The following is a 17,789-nucleotide window of genomic DNA, read 5'->3' as shown; positions in this document are numbered from 1 at the left end:
GTCGGCCCCGGCGGGCGGGCGGTCACGGTACGGCGCGCTCCACCCGGCGGCGCTTGATGGTGCGAAAGCGCCGGGCGACCTGGCGGGCGAGGTCGGCGGCGCCGACCAGGCCGGCCTCGTTGCCGAGGGCCGCGTGCACGATGGTGGCCTCGGGGCGGAAGCCGCGGCCGGTGAGGGTGCGGCGGAAGGTGTCGCGGGCCGGGCCGAGCAGGAGGTCGCCGGCCTCGGAGACGCCGCCGCCGATGACGAAGCGGCCCGGGTCGAGGGCGGCGGCCAGGTTGGCGATGCCGACGCCGAGCCAGGTGCCGACCTCGTAGAGCAGTTCGGTGGCGGTCGGGTCGCCGGCCCGGGCGGCCTCGGTGACCAGCGGGCCGGTGATGCCCTCGACGGCGCCGCCGGCCCGGGCCAGCAGCGGCTGGACCACCGGGGACTCCTCGGCGACCAGCTCGCGGGCGTCGCGCACCAGCGCGTTGCCGGAGGAGTACTGCTCCCAGCAGCCGCGGTTGCCGCACGGGCAGCGGTGGCCGCCGGGCACCACCTGCATGTGCCCGAACTCGCCGGCCAGCCCGTACTTGCCGCGGTCCACGAAGCCGTCGCGGACGACGGCCCCGCCGATGCCGGTGCCGAGGGTGAGCATCACCATGTGCTCCTCGCCCCGGCCGGCGCCGAAGCGCCACTCGGCCCAGGCGGCGGCGTTGGCGTCGTTCTCGACGATCACCGGGAACCGCAGGCGCCCGCTGAGCGCCTCCTGGAGCGGTTCGCCGCGCCAGTTGAGGTGCGGGGCGAAGAGCACGGTGGAGCGCTCGGCGTCGACCCAGCCGGCCGCGCCGACGCCGACCGCGTGGACGTCGTGCCGGTCGGCGAGCTCCAGCACCAGCTCGACGATGACGTCCTCGACCACCTTGGGGCTCTTGGACTTGTGCGGGGTGTCGGTGCGCAGCTTCTCCAGCACCTTGCCCTCGCCGTCGACCACACCGGCGACGACCTTGGTGCCGCCGATGTCGACGCCGATGGTCGGCAGCCGCAGCACGCCGGCGGGCAGGGCCCGGCGGCGGCGCTCGGCGCGCGGCCCGAGGCCGAGCAGGGTGGGCAGGACCGGCGGCCGGGTGCCGCCTTGGGGGCTGGTCACGGCTGCGGACGCTCCTCGGCGGGGTCGACGGGATCGGGTCCGGCGGGACCGGGCCCGGCGGGCCGGTCACCGGGGCTTCCGGAGGCGCCGGAGCCGCCGGAGCCGCCGGAGGCCCGGTCGCCGGGGACGCCGGGGACGTCGGCGCGGGACAGCTCGTGGGAGAGCTCGGCGAGGTCGGAGCCGCCGGCCATCTCGGTGGTGAGCTGTTCGAGGCCGATCTCCGCCCGGGGGTGGCTGCCGGCCATCCGGCCCCGCTTGAGCAGGGTGAAGTGGTCCCCGACCAGGTACGCGTGGTGCGGGTTGTGGGTGATCAGCACCACGCCGAGGCCGGCGTCCCGGGCGGCGGTGACGTACTTGAGCACCACCCCGGACTGCTTGACGCCCAGTGCGGCGGTCGGCTCGTCCAGGATCAGCACCTTGGCGCCGAAGTGCACGGCGCGGGCGATCGCCACGCACTGGCGCTGGCCGCCGGACAGGGTGCCGATCGGCCGGTCGACGTCGGGCAGGTCGATGCCCATGTCGGCGAGCGCCGCGCGGGTGGTGGCGCGCATGCCGTCGGCGTCGATCCGCAGGCCGCCCCAGCGCTTGTACCCCTGCTCGGAGCCGAGGAAGAAGTTGCGCCAGACGGGCATCAGCGGCACCACGGCGAGGTCCTGGTAGACGGTGGCGATGCCGCGGTCCAGGGCCTGGCGCGGGGAGTCGAAGCGGACCTCCTCGCCGCCCACCGTGAAGGTGCCCTCGTCGTGCCGGTGCAGCCCGGCGATGATCTTGATCAGGGTGGACTTGCCGGCGCCGTTGTCGCCGAGCACGCAGCTGATCTCGCCGGCCCGCAGGGTCAGCGAGACGTCCTCCAGGGCGCGCACGGTGCCGTAGGTCTTTCCGACCCCCCGCAGGGAGAGGAGCTCGGTCATCGGGGCCCCCGTTCGGCGCGGCGCTTGACCCAGGAGTTCAGCAGGGCGGCCAGCAGCAGCATCGCACCCAGGAAGAACTTGAACCAGTCGGGGTTCCACTGGGCGTAGATGATGCCCTTGCTGGCCATGCCGAAGATCAGCGCGCCCAGTGCGGAGCCGGCCACCGAGCCGTAGCCGCCGGTGATCAGGCAGCCGCCGATGACGGCCGCGACGATGTAGATCAGCTCGTTGCCGACGCCCTCGCCGGACTGCACGGTGTCGAAGGAGAACAGCAGGTGCTGGCCGAGCACCCAGGCGCCGAAGCCGACGAACAGGTAGAGCACGGTCTTCGTGCGGGCGACCGGGACGCCCACCGCGCGGGCCGCGTCGGCGTCCCCGCCGACCGCGAAGATCCAGTTGCCGAAGCGGGTGCGCAGCAGCACCCAGCTGCCCGCCAGCAGCAGGCCCAGCCACCACCAGACGGTGGCCTTGACCGTCAGCCCGCCGACGGTGACCTCGGAGGCGAACAGCCAGCGGCAGGAGGCGAAGCCCTCCATGTCGGAGATCGGCTTGGTGGAGACGGTGCCGGAGACCAGCTTGGTGACGCCGAGGTTGGCGCCGGTCAGCATCAGGAAGGTGCCGAGGGTGACGATGAAGCTCGGCAGCCTGGTGCGCGCCAGCATCCAGCCGTTGAACAGGCCGACCGCCAGCGTGACGGCCAGCGAGACCAGCACGCCCACCCAGGTCACCGCGGTGAGCTGGTAGGAGACCATCGACGAGGTCAGCGCGGCGGTGGTGACCAGGACGCCGGCCGACAGGTCGAACTCGCCGCCGATCATCAGCAGCGCGACCGGGACGGCCATGATCCCGATGGTGGAGGCCGCGTACAGCACGGTGCCCAGCGAGGAGACCCGCAGGAACGGCTCGGCGACGGCGGCGAAGACCAGGAAGACCGCGGCGGCCGCGATCAGCGCGCCCAGCTCGGGCCGCCCGGCCAGCCGGCGCAGCGCGGCCGGACGCTCCCGGTGCTCGGACGCCAGGACGTCGGAGGTGCTCACCTGGTCCCCCTGGCGACGTACTCGGCGAGGGCGTCCGCGTTCTCCGCGGTGAGGATCTGCGGGCCGGTGGCCACCGGCTTGCCGCCGCCGAGCATGTTGAGGTTGAAGCGGTACAGCCAGAGCAGGTCCACGCCCTGGTAGCCCTGGAGGTAGGGCTGCTGGTCGACGGCGAAGCCGACGGTGCCCGCCTTGAGGCCGGCCACCACCTGGGTGCCCAGGTCGAAGGTGTCGAGCTCGACCGGGCGGCGGGCGTCCTGGATCGCCTGGAGGCCGGTGGCCGCCATCGGGCCGGAGAGGGTGAGCACGGTGTCGATCGCCTGGTCGGCCTGGAGCTTGGCGGAGATCGCCGCGCGGGCGTCCGGCATGTTGACGCCGTCGACGTACATCACCTGGAAGGCGCCGGCGGCGGTGCCCCGGGCGCCGGAGCAGCGCTGCTCCTGGCCGACGTTGCCCTGCTCGTGGATCACGCACAGGACGTTCTTGCGCCCGCGCTCGGACAGCTCGGTGCCGGCCGCCTGGCCGGCGGCGGCCTCGTCCTGGCCGATGTGGGTGAGCGCGCCGAACTTGGCGGAGTACTCCTGGCCGGAGTTGATGGTGATCACGGGGATGCCGGCGGCCTTGGCCTTGCCGAGCACGTCGGCCATCGCGTCGCCCTTGGCGAGGGTGACCAGCAGGCCGTCGACCTTCTGGTCGACGGCGGCCTGGACGAGCTGGACCTGGTTCTGGGTCTGCGCGTCGTTGGAGTACAGGAAGGTGATGTTGTCCTTGGCGGCGGCCTGCTCGGCGCCCTTGCGCACGGTGTCCCAGAAGGCGTCACCGGCGCCCGCGTGGGTCACCATGGCGACCTTCCAGCGCGGGGTGGTGACGGCGCCGCCGGCGGCGGCCGCGGCCTTGGAGCGGGCCTCCTCGGCGCGTCTGCCTCCGGTGCTGCTGCAGCCGGCGACGGCGACCGTGAGGGCCAGGACGGCCAGCGCGGCGGCGGCGGGCCTCAGCCGGCGGACGGGACTCATGCGGGTTGTGCTCATCCCCATAGTCTCGCTTCCCGGCGGACGCGCCTTCGCACCGCCTCGCCCGGTGGGGCGATCCGTCCGGACGGTATCGTGCCCCGCGGGCCGGATTCCCGGGGGCGGGCCGGGTGCGGGGTCCGGGGGCAGCCCGCCAGGGTGGCACACTGGGGCGGACCCGAAAAGGGGGGCAGCGTGCGAACGTGATGTTCCTCTCAGGTTCCGTACAGATTCGGACGGCAACCGTTCCCGGTTCCCTGCCGTCCAATGCCATTGAGGTGGCGCTCCGGGCGAGTGGGGCCCGGGCGGCTTCGAACCCGGATACGAGAACTTCATGCAACTGACAGGTACGCCATTCCTCCTCTGCACGGTCCTCCTGGTACCGGTCTCCATCGCGGTGGCGATGTGGTTCTGGGGCCGGGTCAAGGGCCCCGGGCCGGTGCGCGTCCTGTCCAGGCTCGCCATGATCGTGTTCTGCCAGGCGACCGCGGTGGTCATGGTCTTCGTCATGGTCAACAACGCCAACCTCATCTACGGCAGCTGGGACGACCTGCTCGGCACCGGCAACCACGTGCGGGCGGTGCCCTCCGTTCCGCCGCAGGAACCGGCCGCGCCCGCCGCCGGGCAGAGCGCGGCCCCGGCGGCCGCCGCCGGGGGCGGTGCGCCGGCGGGCGACGCGGCGGCCCACCCGCCGGCCAACAAGGTCCAGCAGGCCTTCCGTGGCGTGGACGACCCCAAGGTGCCGGGCGACGTCCAGAAGACCGACCTCAAGGGCGGGCTGTCCGGCGTCGACGGCGAGGTGCTGGTCTGGCTGCCGCCGCAGTACAACGACCCGGCGTTCAAGGACAGGAAGTTCCCGGTGGTCGAGCTGATCCCCGGCTACCCGGGCTCCTCCTCCACCTGGTACGGCACGCTCAAGGTCTCCGAGCAGCTGAAGCCGCTGATGCAGCAGGGCAAGGTGGCGCCGTTCATCCTGGTCTCGCCGCGCACCCTGCTGCTGGGCAACCGCGTCGACGCGGGCTGCACCGACGTGCCGGGCAAGGTCAACGCGGACACCTGGCTGACCCGGGACGTGCCGCAGATGATCCTGGACAACTTCCGGGCCGACCCGGCCGCCGACCGCTGGGCGATCGCCGGCTACTCGGCGGGCGCGCACTGCGCCGCCAAGCTCTCGCTGGCCCACCCGAACCGCTACCGGGCCGGCGTCAGCCTCTCGGGCTACAACGACCCGGCGACCGAGAAGGACTCGCTGGTCGGCAAGGACCCGGCGCTGCGCGAGGCCAACAACCCGGTCACCATCGTCAAGGGCGCCGCCCAGCCGCCCAAGGTCGCGCTGTACGTCTCGGGCAACAAGGGCGACGGCTACGAGGACGGCCAGGCGATCGCCGCCGCCGCCAAGGCGCCCACCACCGTCCAGGTGGTCGAGACCACCGGCCCGCACTCCAGCGACGTGTGGAAGGACATGGTGCCGGGCGTCTTCGAGTGGCTGACCGGCGTCATCCCGGCCCAGCCGGCCCAGTAGAGCGGCACCCCCACGACGGCGGCGGCCCCGGAGCACTCCGGGGCCGCCGCCGTTCGCCCGCGCGGCCTCTAGGGCCCGTCTTCAAACCCCCGTCGTCCGCCCGGAGGGCGGGCCGGGCGGCGTCTGGGTGCGTGCATCGCAAGGCGGAGGAGGGAGTCCATGCGGAGCATCGGCGACTGACGACAACGCGGCGAGGTGCGTGCCCAGGCGTCGCCCGGCAGGCGGGGGTTTGAAGACGGGCCCTAGGCCAGTTCGAGCGCCAGGTAGAAGTCCACCCGGTCCTCCAGGCGCGAGAGGTCGCGCCCGGTCAACTCCTCGATGCGCCCGATCCGGTAGCGCAGCGTGTTGACGTGGACGTGCAACTGCGCGGCGCACCTGGTCCACGAGCCGTCCGAACGCAGGAACGCCTCCAGGGTCCGCACCAGCTCCGCCTGGTGCTCCTGGTCGTAGGCGGTCACGGTGTCCAGCAGCCGGCTGCGGAAGGCGCGGCGCACCTCGTCCGGGACGGCCGCCAGCAGCAGGACGTGCGAGGCCAGTTCCTCCGGCCCGGCGACGCAGACCCGGCCGGCCCGGGCGGCGGCGATCCGGCGGGCGTGCCGGGACTCCTCCAGCGCGCCGCGCAGGCCGACCGCCTCCCGGGCGGGGGCCGAGACACCGACGGTGATCCGGCCCTCGGGCCCCAGCCCGGCCTCCAGCGGGGCGAGCAGCTCGCGCAGCGCCTCGGCGGGCACCGGGCCGTCCGGCGCGGGCATCACCACCACCGCGCCGGTCCCGGCCCCGGCGACCAGCGCCCGGTCCGCGGCGCCGCCCAGCGCCTCCTCCAGCACGGCCCGCATCACGCCCTCGGGCAGGCCGGCGCCCTCGGCGCTGACCACCAGCCAGGAGGAGCCCTCCGCCGCCCGGCCGCCGGGCTCGGGGCCCTCGTCGCGCACGGACATCGCCGAGGACGCGTACAGGGTGCGGCTGATCTCGGCCGGGTCGGCGTCGCGCCGCAGCAGGGCGAGCACCTCGTCGGCGAGGCGGCGGCGCAGCCGGCGGCCCTCGTCGCGGCGGTGGCGCTCGACGGCGACCAGCCGGGCGAGGTTCTCGGCGAGCTGCCGGCGCTTGGCGGTCCACTCGGTCACGTCGCCGGCCACCACCAGCACCCAGTCGGCCAGAGGGGAGGGCGCGTCCGGGGCGGCGGGCGCGGGCAGCAGCGAGTAGGCGCCGCCCTCCAGGCGGGTGCGCAGCGGGGGCCGGCGGCTCAGGCGCCGGCCGGTCAGGTGGGCGCGGACCAGCTGGTCGCGCTCCTCGGCGGGCAGCCGGTCGGCGGGGCCCGCGATCACCGCACCGGTGGGGGTGAGCACCCAGCAGTCCAGGTCGAGGTCGCCGCCGAGCAGGTCGAGGACGGCGTCCAGCCCGCCGCCGCCGGCCGCCGAGACCAGCATCCGGTGCCGGTCGACGAGGGCGGCCAGGTCGGCGGCCCGGTCGGCGGAGACCTGGCGGCCGACGAACTCGGTGACGGTGCCGAAGGCGATGTCGTCGGGCACGGCGAGCAGCGGCATCCGGTGCCGCCGGCAGGCCTCCACGAGGTCCTCGGGGACCGGCCCGACCTCGGCCTCCCCGGCCGCCAGGGCGACCGCGCCGCCGGCCGCGAGGGTGCGCACGAAGCGCTCGGAGTCGGCCGGGGCGGAGCGCCAGAGCATGCCGGTGAGGACCAGCTCGCCGCCGTGCAGGTACCGGCCGGGGTCGTGCAGGTCCGTCGTCATCACACCGCTGACCTGCCGGTCCAGCTCCTCCTCGGCCGCGAGCAGGCGCAGGCGCGGGGCGCCGGGGGCGAGCAGGTCACGGACACGCATCCGCGGGCTCCTTCGGGGGCTGGTGGTGGGGCGAGGGGGTCCGAGCGCTCGGTCCGCGGTCACAGTGTGCCCGAACACCCGTGCTCCGCGTCACGTTCGCCGGGTGCCGGGACCGCGCGGCCGTGGCCCGGGGCCCCCGGCCGGATTACGGTCGTAGGTGGGACCGTGTGCACGGCCGGGCCGCGGCGCCGTCCGCGCGCGGAGCCCTTCGGGAGTCCCGCTGCCGTCGGGAGCCCTTTAGAGGAACGTACAGGATCCTCGGCGCCGCCGCGGCCGGGGCTTCATGCCATCGGTGACTGCCGCACGGCCCGCTGTCGGGGTTCACTGGCGGGACGGCCCCGGACACGTCCCCGGCCGGGCGGCGACGACGTGAGGAGGCGTCCGCATGGAGTTCCTTCGCCCCGCCACCTGGGACGAGGCGCTCGCGGCGAAGGCCGGGCACCCGGGCGCGCTGCCGGTCTCGGGCGGCACGGACGTCATGGTCGAGCTGAACTTCGACGCGCGCAGGCCGCCCGCCCTGCTCGACCTGAACCGCGTCGGCGAGCTCGCCCGCTGGTCGCGCGACGGTGCGGTGTTACGCCTCGGCGCGGCCGTCCCCTACAGCCGGATCATCACCGAGCTGTCCGGCCCGCTGCCCGGCCTGGCACTGGCCGCCCGCACCGTCGGCTCCCCGCAGATCCGCAACCGGGGCACCGTCGGCGGCAACCTCGGCGCGGCCTCGCCGGCCGGCGACGCCCACCCGCCGCTGCTGGCGGCCGGCCGGGACGTCCTCGTCGAGGCCGCCTCGGTGCGCGGCACCCGGCTGATCCCGATCGACGACTTCTACACCGGGGTGAAGCGCAACGCGCTGGCGCCCGACGAGCTGATCCGCGCCGTACGGATCCCCGTCGCCGACGGCCCTCAGCAGTTCTCCAAGATCGGCACCCGCAACGCCATGGTGATCGCCGTCTGCGCGTTCGGCCTCGCCCTGCACCCGCGCACCGGCACCGTCGGCACCGGCATCGGCTCGGCCGCGCCCACCCCGCGCCGCGCCGCCGACGCCGAGGAGTACCTGGGCGCGGTGCTCGCCGGACGCGGCCTGTGGGAGAGCGGCGAGCCGCCGGGCGAGGAGGTGCTGCGGCGCTTCGGCGAGCTGGTCACGGCCGCCGCCGACCCGATCGACGACGTCCGCGGCACCGCCGGCTACCGGCGGCACGCGCTCACCGTCATGGCCCGGCGCACCTTCACCTGGGCCTGGAACGACTACCGCCGGGAGATCAGGAGCGCGGCATGAGGGTCACGTTCACCGCCAACGGCAGGCCGGTCGAGGCCGACGACGTCTGGGAGGGCGAGAGCCTGCTGTACGTGCTGCGCGAGCGGGTCGGCCTGCCCGGCTCCAAGAACGCCTGCGAGCAGGGCGAGTGCGGCTCCTGCACCGTCTACCTGGACGGCGTGCCGGTCTGCGCCTGCCTGGTCGCGGCCGGCCAGGTGCAGGACCGCGAGGTGCGCACCGTCGAGGGGCTGGGCGGAGCCGACGGCGGGCTCGGCCCGGTCCAGCAGGCGTTCCTGGACGCCGGCGCCGTCCAGTGCGGCTTCTGCACCCCGGGCCTGCTGGTGCAGACCGACGCGCTGCTCGCCCAGGACCCGCGGCCGTCCGACGCGGACATCCGCGAGGCGCTCTCGGGCAACCTGTGCCGGTGCACCGGCTACGAGAAGATCATGGACGCGGTGCGGCTGGCGGCCTCCCGGGCCCGCGCCGGCCGGGAGGCGGACGGATGAACGCGCGCACCCCTCAAGGGCAACGGGCCGCCCGGGCCCGGGAACAGCGGGCCGCCCGGGGGCAGCGGGCCGCCCGGGGACAGCGGACCGTCCGGGGCGAGAAGAACCTCCAGGCGATCCGGCAGAGCGGCACCGGCGGCAGCGACGGCGTCGGCGGCTCGCCACCGCGCCCCGACGGCGCGCTGAAGACGCGCGGCGAGTTCGCCTACGCCTCCGACCTGTGGCACGAGGACATGCTCTGGGGCACGGCGCTGCGCTCCCCGCACCCCCGGGCGGACATCCTCTCCGTCGACACCGCCGAGGCGCTCGCCGTCCCCGGCGTGTACGCGGTGCTCACCCACGAGGACATCCCCGGCACCAAGTACTACGGGCTGGACGTCGCCGACCAGCCCGCCCTGGCCGTCGACCGGGTCCGCTACCAGGGCGAGCCGGTCGCGCTGGTCGCCGCCGACCACCCGGAGACCGCCCGGCGCGCGGCCGGGCGGATCAAGGTCGAGTACCGGGTGCTGACCCCGATCGTCACCGAGGAGCAGTGCCTCGACCCGCAGACCCACGGCTACGTGCACCGCCCGCCCGGGGGCACGACGCCCGCGAACGGCAACATCTGCCACGAGCAGCGGCTGGTCTGCGGCCTCGGCGTCACCGACGAGGTGCGGGCGACGGCGGACGTCGTGGTGCGCGGCAGCTACGAGGTCGGCATGCAGGACCAGGCCTTCCTCGGCCCGGAGTCCGGGCTCGCGGTACCGGCCGAGGACGGCGGCGTCGACCTCTACATCGCCACCCAGTGGCTGCACGTGGACCGCCGCCAGATGGCCCCGGTGCTCGGGCTGCCCGAGGAGAAGGTCCGCCTCACCCTGGCCGGCGTCGGCGGCGCGTTCGGCGGGCGCGAGGACCTCTCGATGCAGATCCACGCCTGCCTGCTGGCGCTGCGCACCGGCCGGCCCGTCAAGATCGTCTACTCCCGGGACGAGTCCTTCTTCGGCCACGTCCACCGCCACCCCGCGCGGATGACCTACGAGCACGGCGCCACCCGGGACGGCCGACTGGTGTACGCCGACGCCCGGATCGTGCTGGACGGCGGCGCGTACACCTCCACCTCGCCCGCCGTGGTCGGCAACGCGGCCTCGCTCGGCCACGGCCCCTACGTGATCCCCAACGTGCGGATGCACGCCCTCGCGCTGTACAGCAACAACCCGCCCTGCGGCGCGATGCGCGGCTTCGGCGCGGTGCAGGCGGCGTTCGGCTACGAGAGCCAGATGGACCGGCTGGCCGCCGAACTGGACATGGACCCGGTCGAGTTCCGGCGGCTCAACGCCGTCCGGCAGGGCGACCGGATGCCCACCGGCCAGGAGATCGACGCGCCCGCCCCGGTCGCCGAACTGCTGCGCCGGGTCAAGGCCATGCCGCTGCCGCCGCCGCTCGACCCCGACGACCCGGACCCGCGGCTGGTGCCCGGCGCGCTGTCCAACTCCACGCGCGGCGAGGGCGTGGTGCGCGGCGTCGGCTACTCGGTCGGCATCAAGAACGTCGGCTTCTCCGAGGGCTTCGACGACTACTCCACCGCGCGGGTGCGGCTGGAGGTGATCGGCGGCGAACCGGTCGCCCTGGTGCACACCGCGATGGCCGAGGTCGGCCAGGGCGGCGTCACCGTGCACGCGCAGATCGCCCGCACCGAGCTGGGCGTCGAGCACGTCACCATCCTCCCGGCCGACACCGCGATCGGCTCCGCCGGCTCGACCTCCGCCTCCCGGCAGACCTACATGACGGGCGGCGCCGTCAAGCTGGCCGCCCGGGCGGTCCGGCAGGAGCTGATCGAACGCGGCCGGCGCCGCTACGGCTGGACCGGGCACGACTTCACGCTCGCCCGCGGCATGGTCGTCTCCGCCTCGGCCGGCCCGCTGCTGCCGCTGGCCGAACTGCTGGGCGAGGACGCCGTCGACCTGACCCGGGTCTACCGCCACCGCCCGACCTTCCCCTTCGACAAGGAGACCGGCCAGGGCTTCGGCCACGTCCAGTACAGCTTCTGCGCCAACCGCGCGGTGGTGGACGTGGACGTCGAGCTGGGCCTGGTCAAGGTGGTCGAGCTGACCGCCGTCCAGGACGTCGGCAAGGCGGTCAACCCCGTGGCGGTGGTCGGCCAGATCCAGGGCGGCTGCGCCCAGGCGCTCGGGCTCGCGGTGATGGAGGAGATCGTCGTGCGGGACGGGAAGGTGCGCAACGCCTCCTTCACCGACTACCTCATCCCCACCATCCTGGACACCCCGCCGATCCCGGTCGAACTCCTCGAACTGCCCGACCCGAACGCCCCGTACGGGCTGCGCGGGGCGGGCGAGGCGCCGACCGTCTCCGCCACGCCGTCCATCGTGGCGGCGATCCGCGACGCCACCGGCCTGGCCCTGCGGCGGATCCCGGTCCGGCCCGAGCACCTGACCACCGAGCGGCCGGGGCCGCTGCGGCGCGGCGCGCCGTAGCGGAGGCGCGGCGCGGTTGCGGAGGCCGCGGTCGGTTCCTCTCGGTTCCTCCCCGCGCGGGCGGGGCGCACCGGGGCCGCCGGGGCGGATGCCCTCCGCCGTACGGGATCGTTCTCCGTACGGCGGCGGTGCCCCCCGGTGGCCCGGTTCGCCTACCCTCGAAAGCGCGAAGGAGCCCCCGTCATGCAGGACATCGCCGAGCAGCTGCTGGCCTGGCACGCGTCCGGCCGCCGCTTCGCCGTGGCCACGGTGGTCGGCGTCACCGGCAGCGCCCCGCGCGAGCCGGGCGCCGCGCTCGCCGTCGACGCGGACGGCGAGGTCGTGGGCAGCATCTCCGGCGGCTGCGTCGAAGGGGCCGTCTACGAGCTGTGCCGGGCCGCCCTCGCCTCGGGCGAGACGGTGCTGGAGCGCTTCGGCTACAGCGACGAGGAGGCCTTCGCGGTCGGTCTGACCTGCGGCGGGGTCCTGGAGGTCCTCGTCCGGCCGGTGGTCCCCGGCGCCGACCCGGCGCTCGACGCCGGCGTCGCGCTGATCGCCGCCGGCACCCCCGTGGCGCTCGCCAGGGTCGTCGCGGGACCGGCCGGGAACGCCGGGTCCACCGGGTCGGCCGGGACCGCCGGGCTGCTGGGCGCTGCGGTCGCCGTCACCGCCGACGGCCACCACGGTGCCCTCTCCCCCGGCGCCGCTGGAGCGGCGCCGCTGGAGCGGGCCGTCGTCGCCGAGGCGCGCGCCATGCTCGACGCCGGCCGCACCGGCCGGCTCGTCCTCGGCCTCGACGGACGCCCCTGCGACCGGCGCGGGCGGGGCACCGTCACCCTGTTCGTCGAGTCGTACGTGCCCGCGCCCCGGATGCTGGTGTTCGGCGCGGTCGACTTCGCCGCGGCGGTCGCCCGGATCGGCCGCTTCCTCGGCTACCGCGTCACCGTCTGCGACGCCCGCCCCGTCTTCGCCACCGCACGCCGCTTCCCCGACGCCGACGAGGTCGTCGTCGACTGGCCGCACCGCTACCTGGACTCCCAGCTGGACCGGCTGGACGGCCGCACGGTGCTCTGCGTGCTCACCCACGACACCAGGTTCGACGTCCCGCTGCTGGAACGCGCGCTGCGGCTGCCGGTCGGCTACGTCGGCGCGATGGGCTCGCGCCGCACCCACCGCGAGCGCGCGGCCAGGCTGCGCGCGGCCGGGCTGACCGAGGCCGAACTGGCCCGGCTGCACTCCCCCATCGGCCTCGACCTCGGTGCCCGCACCCCCGAGGAGACCGCCGTCTCGGTCGCCGCCGAGATCGTCGCCCACCGGCGCGGCGGCGGCTGCCTGCCGCTCGGCGCCGGGAACGGGCCGATCCACCACGACGTCCCGCGCGGTGCCGGGCACGGGCTCCCGACGGTCGCGGACCGGGCTCAGCCGACCACGTTGTAGGCCTCGCAGATCATCGGCGGAGCGGTCGCCATGCCCACCTCGCGGAGGATCGGCAGCAGCACCGCCGCGAAGTGCTCGAAGGCCTCCCGGGACTCCCAGACGTCGGTGACGTGCCAGCCCCCGCCGTCCGGCAGCGGACCGGCCGCGTGCAGCAGCAGGCCGCGCACCGGCCAGTCCTCCGGCCGGTTCAGCCCGGTGCCGCCGGTCAGCCGGTCCACCGACTCCTCGTACTGCTCCTGGGTGACCCCGGGGAGGTCGAACACCACGATGATCGCCATGGGGCGGGCTCCTGTTCCTGCGCTGCTGCGGCCCCGGGCGTCGAGGGTCCGTCGACCGTCCGCCGACGCCCGGTCGCCTCCAGTGCAGCCCGCGCACCTTCGCGGCGACCAATCCGGTACCGCCGATCGGGTGAATTGCGGGCCCCTGCGGACGGCGGGAGGCTGGAGGCGAGGACTCGTCCGAGCCCGGGAAGGAGCACCGCCATGCGCGCGCTGCTGGAGATCGAACTCGACACCCAGACCGCCAACCGGGTCATCGCGGACGGAGCCGTCGCGACGACGTTCAACCGGATCATGGCCGACCTCAAGCCCGAGGCCGTCTACGCCTTCCCCCGCCACGGGCGGCGCTGCCAGATCGTCGTGGTCGACGTGCCCGACGAGGCGGCGATCGTCAAGATCTGCGAACCGTTCTGGCTGGAGTTCAACGCCCACATCGACATGCACATCTGCATGACCCCGGACGATCTCCAGGAGGGCCTGAGCCGGCTGGACCGCTGACCCGCGTCCCCGAGGGGTCAGTCGGAGACCGCCAGCTTCACGCCGAACCCGACCACCACCACACCGGTCACCCGGTCCATCGCCCGGCGCGCCGCCGGACGGCGCAGCCAGCCGCGCAGCACCCGGGCGAAGCCCACCAGCACCATCGACCAGAGCATCCCCTCCACCACGTGCACGAGGGTCAGCGCCACCCCTGCGGCGAAGTGCGGCGCCCCCGCCGGGATGAACTGCGGCAGCACCGCCACGTAGAAGACGCCCACCTTCGGGTTGAGCAGATTGGTCAGCACACCGCGCCGCCAGCCGGACGCCAGTCCGCCCGCCGGGGCCTGCTCCTCACCCGGTCCCGGCTCCGGCTGCTCCTCGTCGCCGCCCTTGACCCGGGCCCGGATCATCCCGATCCCCATCCACACCAGGTACGCGGCGCCCGCCCAGCGCAGCACCTCGTAACCGACCCGAGAGGCCGTGAGCAGCGCCGTCACACCCGCCGAGGTGAGCGTCCCCCAGATCAGCGTGCCGGTCTGGATGCCGAGCACCACGCCCCACGCCTGCCGCCGGTGGCCCAGCGCCGACGTTCGCAGAATGAGGGCGGTGTCCAGCCCCGGGGTGAGCGTCAGCAGCCCCACGACAAGGGCGAAGGACCAGAGGGCAGTCGTCATTTCCATGGACCCTCATCGTACGGGGGCACCGATCGTCGGCCGAACCGGTTTTCCACCTGCGGATTCCCGGGGGAGGGCGGGGTTTCCCAGGGAGCGTGCGGTTTCCCGGGGCGAGCGCGGTTACCCGGGGCGAGCCGGGAGGGGTCAGTCCAGCCGCCGCACCCGCTCGGCGACCCGGCGGCCCTCCTGCTCGGTCGGGTCGAACTGCACCCGCTGCCCCTCCACCAGCACCCGGTCCGCACCGGCCGCCGTCAGGACCGAGTCGTAGTACACGTACAGCGGCGGCCCGTCGTCGTCGGGGGTGATCAGCCCGTACCCGTGGTTCGCGTGGTAGGACTGCACGGTGCCGGTGGCCATCGGGTCTCCTCGGGTCCGGTGGTGGGCGCGTGGGCCGGAAACACCCCCCGGCCCTCCATGATCGGTGCTGGAGCGGCCGGGCGCTCGCCCTGGCCCCGGAACGGGAGGACGTCGGCCGATGCGCACCGCCCGGGCGATCTCGCTGCTCCTGCTGCTCCAGGCGCGCCGCAGCATGACCGGCGCCGAACTGGCCGCCGAACTGGAGGTCTCCGAGCGCACCGTGCAGCGCGACGTGCTGGCGCTCGCCGAGGCCGGCGTCCCCGTGTACGCGGACCGGGGGCGGGCCGGCGGCTACCGGCTGCTCGACGGCTACCGCACCCGGCTGACCGGCCTCGACCGCACCGAGGCGGAGGTGCTGCTGCTCGCCGGACTGCCCGGGCCGCTCGGGGACATGGGCCTCGCCGATCCGGCGCTCGCCGCCCGGCTCAAGGTGGCCGGGGAACTGGGCGAGGCGCCCGGCGCCGGGGCCCGGCGGTTCCACCTGGACGCGCCCGGGTGGTTCCGCGACGCGCCCGTGCCGCCACTGCTGGCCGAGGTCGCGCGGGCGGTGTGGGGCGGGCGGCTGCTGCGGGTGCGCTACCGGCGGCGCCCCGGCGCGGGCGCGGGCCCGGAGGCGGCTGCGGTCGAGCGGGTGCTGCGGCCGTACGGGCTGGTGCTGAAGGCGGGCACCTGGTACCTGGTCGCCCGGCCGGACGGCGACGACCCGGCACCCGCCCACCGCGTCTACCGGGTCGAGCGGCTGACCGCCGCCGAACCGCTGGCCGACCGGCCGTTCCGACGTGACGAAACGTTTGACCTCGCCGCGTTCTGGGACGCCAAGGCGGCCGAGTTCGCCCGCTCCCTGCTGCGCGAACAGGTGACCGTCCGGCTGAGCCCGCACGGCGCCGCCCGGCTGCCGCACCTGCTCGAAACGGCCACCGCCCGGGAGGCGCTCGCCGGCGCCGGGGAACCGGACGACCACGGCTGGGTGACCGTCCGGCTCCCCGTCGAATCCCTGGAGGTCGGCTACGAGGAACTGCTGCGGCTCGGACCGGAGGCCGAGGTGCTCGAACCGCCGGCGCTACGGCGGCGGCTGGCCGAGGCCGCCGCCCGCGCCGCCGCCCTCTACGGCCCGCCTCGGCGGTAGCCGGACCTCAGCGGTAGCCGGCCGGGTCCACCGGGCCGTCCACGCCCTCGACGTCCACCAGGTAGCGGAAGGCGTCCGGGCGGCTGCCGTCCACGTCGGTGAAGCCGTACTCCAGGGCCAGGCCGCCACTGGACAGCGAGGCGCCGTTGAACCGCGCCACCTGCGGATCGGCGGCCAGCGCCACCACCGCGCGCCCCACGTACAGCGGGGACTCCGAGATGCCGAACTGCGGCTCGGCCACCGTCGCCTCCCGCCAGGTCTCCTCGGTCACCCCGAAGTGCTCCAGCATCAGCTCCGAACGCATCCACCCCGGCGTCAGCGCCACCGCCGTCGCCCCGCGCGGCGCCAGCTCGTGCCCCAGCGCGAAGGCCATCCGCAGCACGGCGGACTTGGCGACGTCGTAGAAGAACGAGTTCCGGTAACGGGTCCCGTTGTACTCGGCGGTGCCGTCCGTCATCTCCACCGCCAGCCCGCCGGGACGGCGCAGCAGCAGCGGCAGCAGGTGGTGACTGGTGATCGCGTGCGTCTCCACGGCCAGCCGCAGCAGCCGTAGCCCCTTGTCGAGGTCGTGCTCCCAGACCGGGAGGTCCCTGGCGAACAGCTGCTCGCCGCCCCAGATGTCGTTCACCAGGATGTCCAGCCCGCCCTGCTCGGCCTCGATCCGCGCCGCCACCGCCGCCACCTCGGCGGGCACCAGGTGGTCGGCGCGCACCGCGATGCCGTGCCCGCCGGCCGCCGTCACCAGCTCCGCCGTCTCCTCCAGCGTCTCCGGGCGCCGCCCGTACTCCCCCTGGTGCCCCTCGGCGCTGCGCCCCGTCCCGTACACCGTCGCCCCGGCGGCCCCCAGCGCCACCGCGATCCCCCGCCCTGCCCCGCGCGTGGCCCCCGCCACCAGCGCGACCTTCCCCTTCAGCGGCTGCTCCGTCATGCCTCGCCCTTCCTCACGGTCCACGGTGTCTCCACCCGTCCCCACCGATGCTCCCCCGGAATCCCGACACCTCCTGTCGGGATTCGCCGAAGTGATCCACCCCACCGGGAGGTATGGCGGCGGTACCATACGCATATGGCTCTCAAGCGCACGACCGTCTACGTCGAAGCCGAGGATCTCGCCGTCATCAAGGAGGCGGCGGCCCGGGAAGGGATAGCCGAGGCCGAGATCATCCGGGAGGGGATCCACCTCGCGGCGATGTCCCGGCGCACCTGGGACGAACCGTTCTTCAGCCGGACCTACAAGCCGATCGGCGAGGCCACCGAGGAGGACGTCTGGGCCGACAAGGCTGCGGCATACGAGCGGACGAAGCAGGCCGCCGTCCCGCCGGAGCGGGAGCGGGGCACCGCGTGATCGTTGTGGTGGCGGACACGTCCGGCCTGCTCTCGGCCCTCGACGAGGAGCACCCGACCGGCCCCGCCGCACGCGAGGTACTGGACGGCTCGGGCCTCCTGGTGATCTCCCCCGTGCTGCTGAGCGAACTCGACCACCTCGCTCGGCGGATCCTGGGATTCGACGCGGCCCTCGACGCGGTGAACGACGTCATGCGACGGGTCCGCTCCGGACGAGCGGTGATGCCCGAGATCACCGCCGAGACCCTGGAGGCCGCGCAGGCCGTTCGGACCCGTCATCTCGGCCTTCGCCTCGACCTGACGGACGCCGTCAACGTCGCCCTGGCCGCGGAGTTCCGGACCGACGCGGTCCTGACGCTCGATCAGCGCGACTTCCGGGCGGTCCGCCCCCTGACGGCCGAGCACAAGGCCTTCCGGATCCTGCCCTTCGATCTGTGAGGCACTTCC

18 protein-coding genes are annotated in these 17,789 nt (G+C 74.7%); 9 read left to right on the top strand and 9 right to left on the bottom strand.

Features of this window, described 5'->3' with window-relative positions:
• Nucleotides 1–22: 22 nt before the first annotated feature.
• The 4 genes from ACFZBX_RS07175 to ACFZBX_RS07160 are packed head-to-tail and all read right to left on the bottom strand — an operon-like array spanning nucleotide 23 to nucleotide 4,087.
• Nucleotides 23–1,129, bottom strand: coding sequence for an ROK family glucokinase (locus ACFZBX_RS07175; protein ID WP_391531939.1), 1,107 nt, complete (start codon nucleotides 1,127–1,129; stop codon nucleotides 23–25).
• Nucleotides 1,126–2,040, bottom strand: a complete 915-nt coding sequence (locus ACFZBX_RS07170) for an ATP-binding cassette domain-containing protein (RefSeq protein ID WP_391531938.1) — start codon at nucleotides 2,038–2,040, stop codon at nucleotides 1,126–1,128. The genes ACFZBX_RS07175 and ACFZBX_RS07170 overlap by 4 nt, the downstream gene beginning before the upstream one ends.
• Entirely contained in the window at nucleotides 2,037–3,077 is a 1,041-nt protein-coding gene (locus ACFZBX_RS07165; protein ID WP_391531937.1) for an ABC transporter permease, read from the bottom strand. The genes ACFZBX_RS07170 and ACFZBX_RS07165 overlap by 4 nt, the downstream gene beginning before the upstream one ends.
• Nucleotides 3,074–4,087, bottom strand: coding sequence for a substrate-binding domain-containing protein (locus ACFZBX_RS07160; RefSeq protein ID WP_391532094.1), 1,014 nt, complete (start codon nucleotides 4,085–4,087; stop codon nucleotides 3,074–3,076). The genes ACFZBX_RS07165 and ACFZBX_RS07160 overlap by 4 nt, the downstream gene beginning before the upstream one ends.
• 328 nt (nucleotides 4,088–4,415) lie before the next feature.
• On the opposite strand from ACFZBX_RS07160, the gene ACFZBX_RS07155 reads away from it, so the two are divergent.
• Nucleotides 4,416–5,603, top strand: a complete 1,188-nt coding sequence (locus ACFZBX_RS07155; protein WP_391531936.1) for an alpha/beta hydrolase — start codon at nucleotides 4,416–4,418, stop codon at nucleotides 5,601–5,603.
• A 242-nt stretch (nucleotides 5,604–5,845) separates the two neighbouring features.
• Here the strand turns inward: ACFZBX_RS07155 and ACFZBX_RS07150 are convergent, their stop codons facing one another.
• Entirely contained in the window at nucleotides 5,846–7,441 is a 1,596-nt protein-coding gene (locus ACFZBX_RS07150) for a PucR family transcriptional regulator (protein WP_391531935.1), read from the bottom strand.
• A 385-nt stretch (nucleotides 7,442–7,826) separates the two neighbouring features.
• Here ACFZBX_RS07150 and ACFZBX_RS07145 point away from each other — a divergent pair, with 385 nt between their 5' ends.
• From ACFZBX_RS07145 to ACFZBX_RS07130, 4 genes are all read left to right on the top strand, one after another.
• Entirely contained in the window at nucleotides 7,827–8,714 is an 888-nt protein-coding gene (locus ACFZBX_RS07145; protein WP_391531934.1) for an FAD binding domain-containing protein, read from the top strand.
• On the top strand, nucleotides 8,711–9,199 hold the full coding sequence (locus ACFZBX_RS07140; RefSeq protein WP_391531933.1) for a (2Fe-2S)-binding protein: 489 nt from the start codon (nucleotides 8,711–8,713) through the stop codon (nucleotides 9,197–9,199). Before ACFZBX_RS07145 ends, ACFZBX_RS07140 begins: the two co-directional genes overlap by 4 nt.
• Nucleotides 9,196–11,670: a xanthine dehydrogenase subunit D gene (pucD, locus tag ACFZBX_RS07135; RefSeq protein WP_391531932.1), complete on the top strand. Its 2,475-nt coding sequence runs from the start codon at nucleotides 9,196–9,198 to the stop codon at nucleotides 11,668–11,670. Before ACFZBX_RS07140 ends, pucD begins: the two co-directional genes overlap by 4 nt.
• 183 nt (nucleotides 11,671–11,853) lie before the next feature.
• Complete coding sequence (locus ACFZBX_RS07130) at nucleotides 11,854–13,086, top strand: XdhC family protein (protein WP_391531931.1); 1,233 nt, start codon at nucleotides 11,854–11,856, stop codon at nucleotides 13,084–13,086.
• Here the strand turns inward: ACFZBX_RS07130 and ACFZBX_RS07125 are convergent.
• Nucleotides 13,068–13,364: a hypothetical protein gene (locus ACFZBX_RS07125; protein ID WP_391531930.1), complete on the bottom strand. Its 297-nt coding sequence runs from the start codon at nucleotides 13,362–13,364 to the stop codon at nucleotides 13,068–13,070. The two genes, ACFZBX_RS07130 and ACFZBX_RS07125, sit on opposite strands and share 19 nt — an antisense overlap.
• 204 nt (nucleotides 13,365–13,568) lie before the next feature.
• On the opposite strand from ACFZBX_RS07125, the gene ACFZBX_RS07120 reads away from it, so the two are divergent.
• Nucleotides 13,569–13,862: a hypothetical protein gene (locus ACFZBX_RS07120; RefSeq protein WP_391531929.1), complete on the top strand. Its 294-nt coding sequence runs from the start codon at nucleotides 13,569–13,571 to the stop codon at nucleotides 13,860–13,862.
• A gap of 17 nt (nucleotides 13,863–13,879) precedes the next feature.
• Here ACFZBX_RS07120 and ACFZBX_RS07115 read toward each other — a convergent pair whose 3' ends face one another.
• Nucleotides 13,880–14,524, bottom strand: coding sequence for a LysE family translocator (locus tag ACFZBX_RS07115; RefSeq protein ID WP_391531928.1), 645 nt, complete (start codon nucleotides 14,522–14,524; stop codon nucleotides 13,880–13,882).
• A gap of 138 nt (nucleotides 14,525–14,662) precedes the next feature.
• A complete protein-coding gene (locus ACFZBX_RS07110) occupies nucleotides 14,663–14,875 on the bottom strand; it encodes a cold-shock protein (protein WP_391531927.1) in 213 nt (70 codons plus the stop codon).
• A gap of 118 nt (nucleotides 14,876–14,993) precedes the next feature.
• Here ACFZBX_RS07110 and ACFZBX_RS07105 point away from each other — a divergent pair, with 118 nt between their 5' ends.
• Complete coding sequence (locus tag ACFZBX_RS07105) at nucleotides 14,994–16,001, top strand: helix-turn-helix transcriptional regulator (protein WP_391531926.1); 1,008 nt, start codon at nucleotides 14,994–14,996, stop codon at nucleotides 15,999–16,001.
• A 7-nt stretch (nucleotides 16,002–16,008) separates the two neighbouring features.
• Here ACFZBX_RS07105 and ACFZBX_RS07100 read toward each other — a convergent pair whose 3' ends face one another.
• Nucleotides 16,009–16,929, bottom strand: a complete 921-nt coding sequence (locus ACFZBX_RS07100; protein ID WP_391531925.1) for an SDR family oxidoreductase — start codon at nucleotides 16,927–16,929, stop codon at nucleotides 16,009–16,011.
• A 135-nt stretch (nucleotides 16,930–17,064) separates the two neighbouring features.
• Between ACFZBX_RS07100 and ACFZBX_RS07095 the strand changes: the two genes are divergently transcribed.
• Both ACFZBX_RS07095 and ACFZBX_RS07090 read left to right on the top strand, forming a co-directional pair.
• Nucleotides 17,065–17,343, top strand: a complete 279-nt coding sequence (locus ACFZBX_RS07095) for a CopG family transcriptional regulator (RefSeq protein ID WP_391531924.1) — start codon at nucleotides 17,065–17,067, stop codon at nucleotides 17,341–17,343.
• On the top strand, nucleotides 17,340–17,780 hold the full coding sequence (locus ACFZBX_RS07090; RefSeq protein WP_391531923.1) for a PIN domain-containing protein: 441 nt from the start codon (nucleotides 17,340–17,342) through the stop codon (nucleotides 17,778–17,780). The genes ACFZBX_RS07095 and ACFZBX_RS07090 overlap by 4 nt, the downstream gene beginning before the upstream one ends.
• The last annotated feature ends 9 nt before the right edge of the window (nucleotides 17,781–17,789 follow it).

The organism is Kitasatospora sp. NPDC008115 (genome assembly GCF_042957205.1).
Taxonomy (GTDB): domain Bacteria; phylum Actinomycetota; class Actinomycetes; order Streptomycetales; family Streptomycetaceae; genus Kitasatospora.
This window is presented reverse-complemented; position numbering and strand designations above follow the sequence as displayed.

Coding starts and splice junctions, on each gene's coding strand:
- ACFZBX_RS07145 (WP_391531934.1), top strand. CDS start 7,827: ATGGAGTTCCTTCGCCCCGCCACCTGGGACGAGGCGCTCGCGGCGAAG.
- ACFZBX_RS07105 (WP_391531926.1), top strand. CDS start 14,994: ATGCGCACCGCCCGGGCGATCTCGCTGCTCCTGCTGCTCCAGGCGCGC.
- ACFZBX_RS07120 (WP_391531929.1), top strand. CDS start 13,569: ATGCGCGCGCTGCTGGAGATCGAACTCGACACCCAGACCGCCAACCGG.
- ACFZBX_RS07140 (WP_391531933.1), top strand. CDS start 8,711: ATGAGGGTCACGTTCACCGCCAACGGCAGGCCGGTCGAGGCCGACGAC.
- ACFZBX_RS07130 (WP_391531931.1), top strand. CDS start 11,854: ATGCAGGACATCGCCGAGCAGCTGCTGGCCTGGCACGCGTCCGGCCGC.
- ACFZBX_RS07160 (WP_391532094.1), bottom strand. CDS start 4,087: ATGAGTCCCGTCCGCCGGCTGAGGCCCGCCGCCGCCGCGCTGGCCGTC.
- ACFZBX_RS07110 (WP_391531927.1), bottom strand. CDS start 14,875: ATGGCCACCGGCACCGTGCAGTCCTACCACGCGAACCACGGGTACGGG.
- pucD (WP_391531932.1), top strand. CDS start 9,196: ATGAACGCGCGCACCCCTCAAGGGCAACGGGCCGCCCGGGCCCGGGAA.
- ACFZBX_RS07155 (WP_391531936.1), top strand. CDS start 4,416: ATGCAACTGACAGGTACGCCATTCCTCCTCTGCACGGTCCTCCTGGTA.
- ACFZBX_RS07115 (WP_391531928.1), bottom strand. CDS start 14,524: ATGGAAATGACGACTGCCCTCTGGTCCTTCGCCCTTGTCGTGGGGCTG.
- ACFZBX_RS07095 (WP_391531924.1), top strand. CDS start 17,065: ATGGCTCTCAAGCGCACGACCGTCTACGTCGAAGCCGAGGATCTCGCC.
- ACFZBX_RS07170 (WP_391531938.1), bottom strand. CDS start 2,040: ATGACCGAGCTCCTCTCCCTGCGGGGGGTCGGAAAGACCTACGGCACC.
- ACFZBX_RS07125 (WP_391531930.1), bottom strand. CDS start 13,364: ATGGCGATCATCGTGGTGTTCGACCTCCCCGGGGTCACCCAGGAGCAG.
- ACFZBX_RS07100 (WP_391531925.1), bottom strand. CDS start 16,929: ATGACGGAGCAGCCGCTGAAGGGGAAGGTCGCGCTGGTGGCGGGGGCC.
- ACFZBX_RS07150 (WP_391531935.1), bottom strand. CDS start 7,441: ATGCGTGTCCGTGACCTGCTCGCCCCCGGCGCCCCGCGCCTGCGCCTG.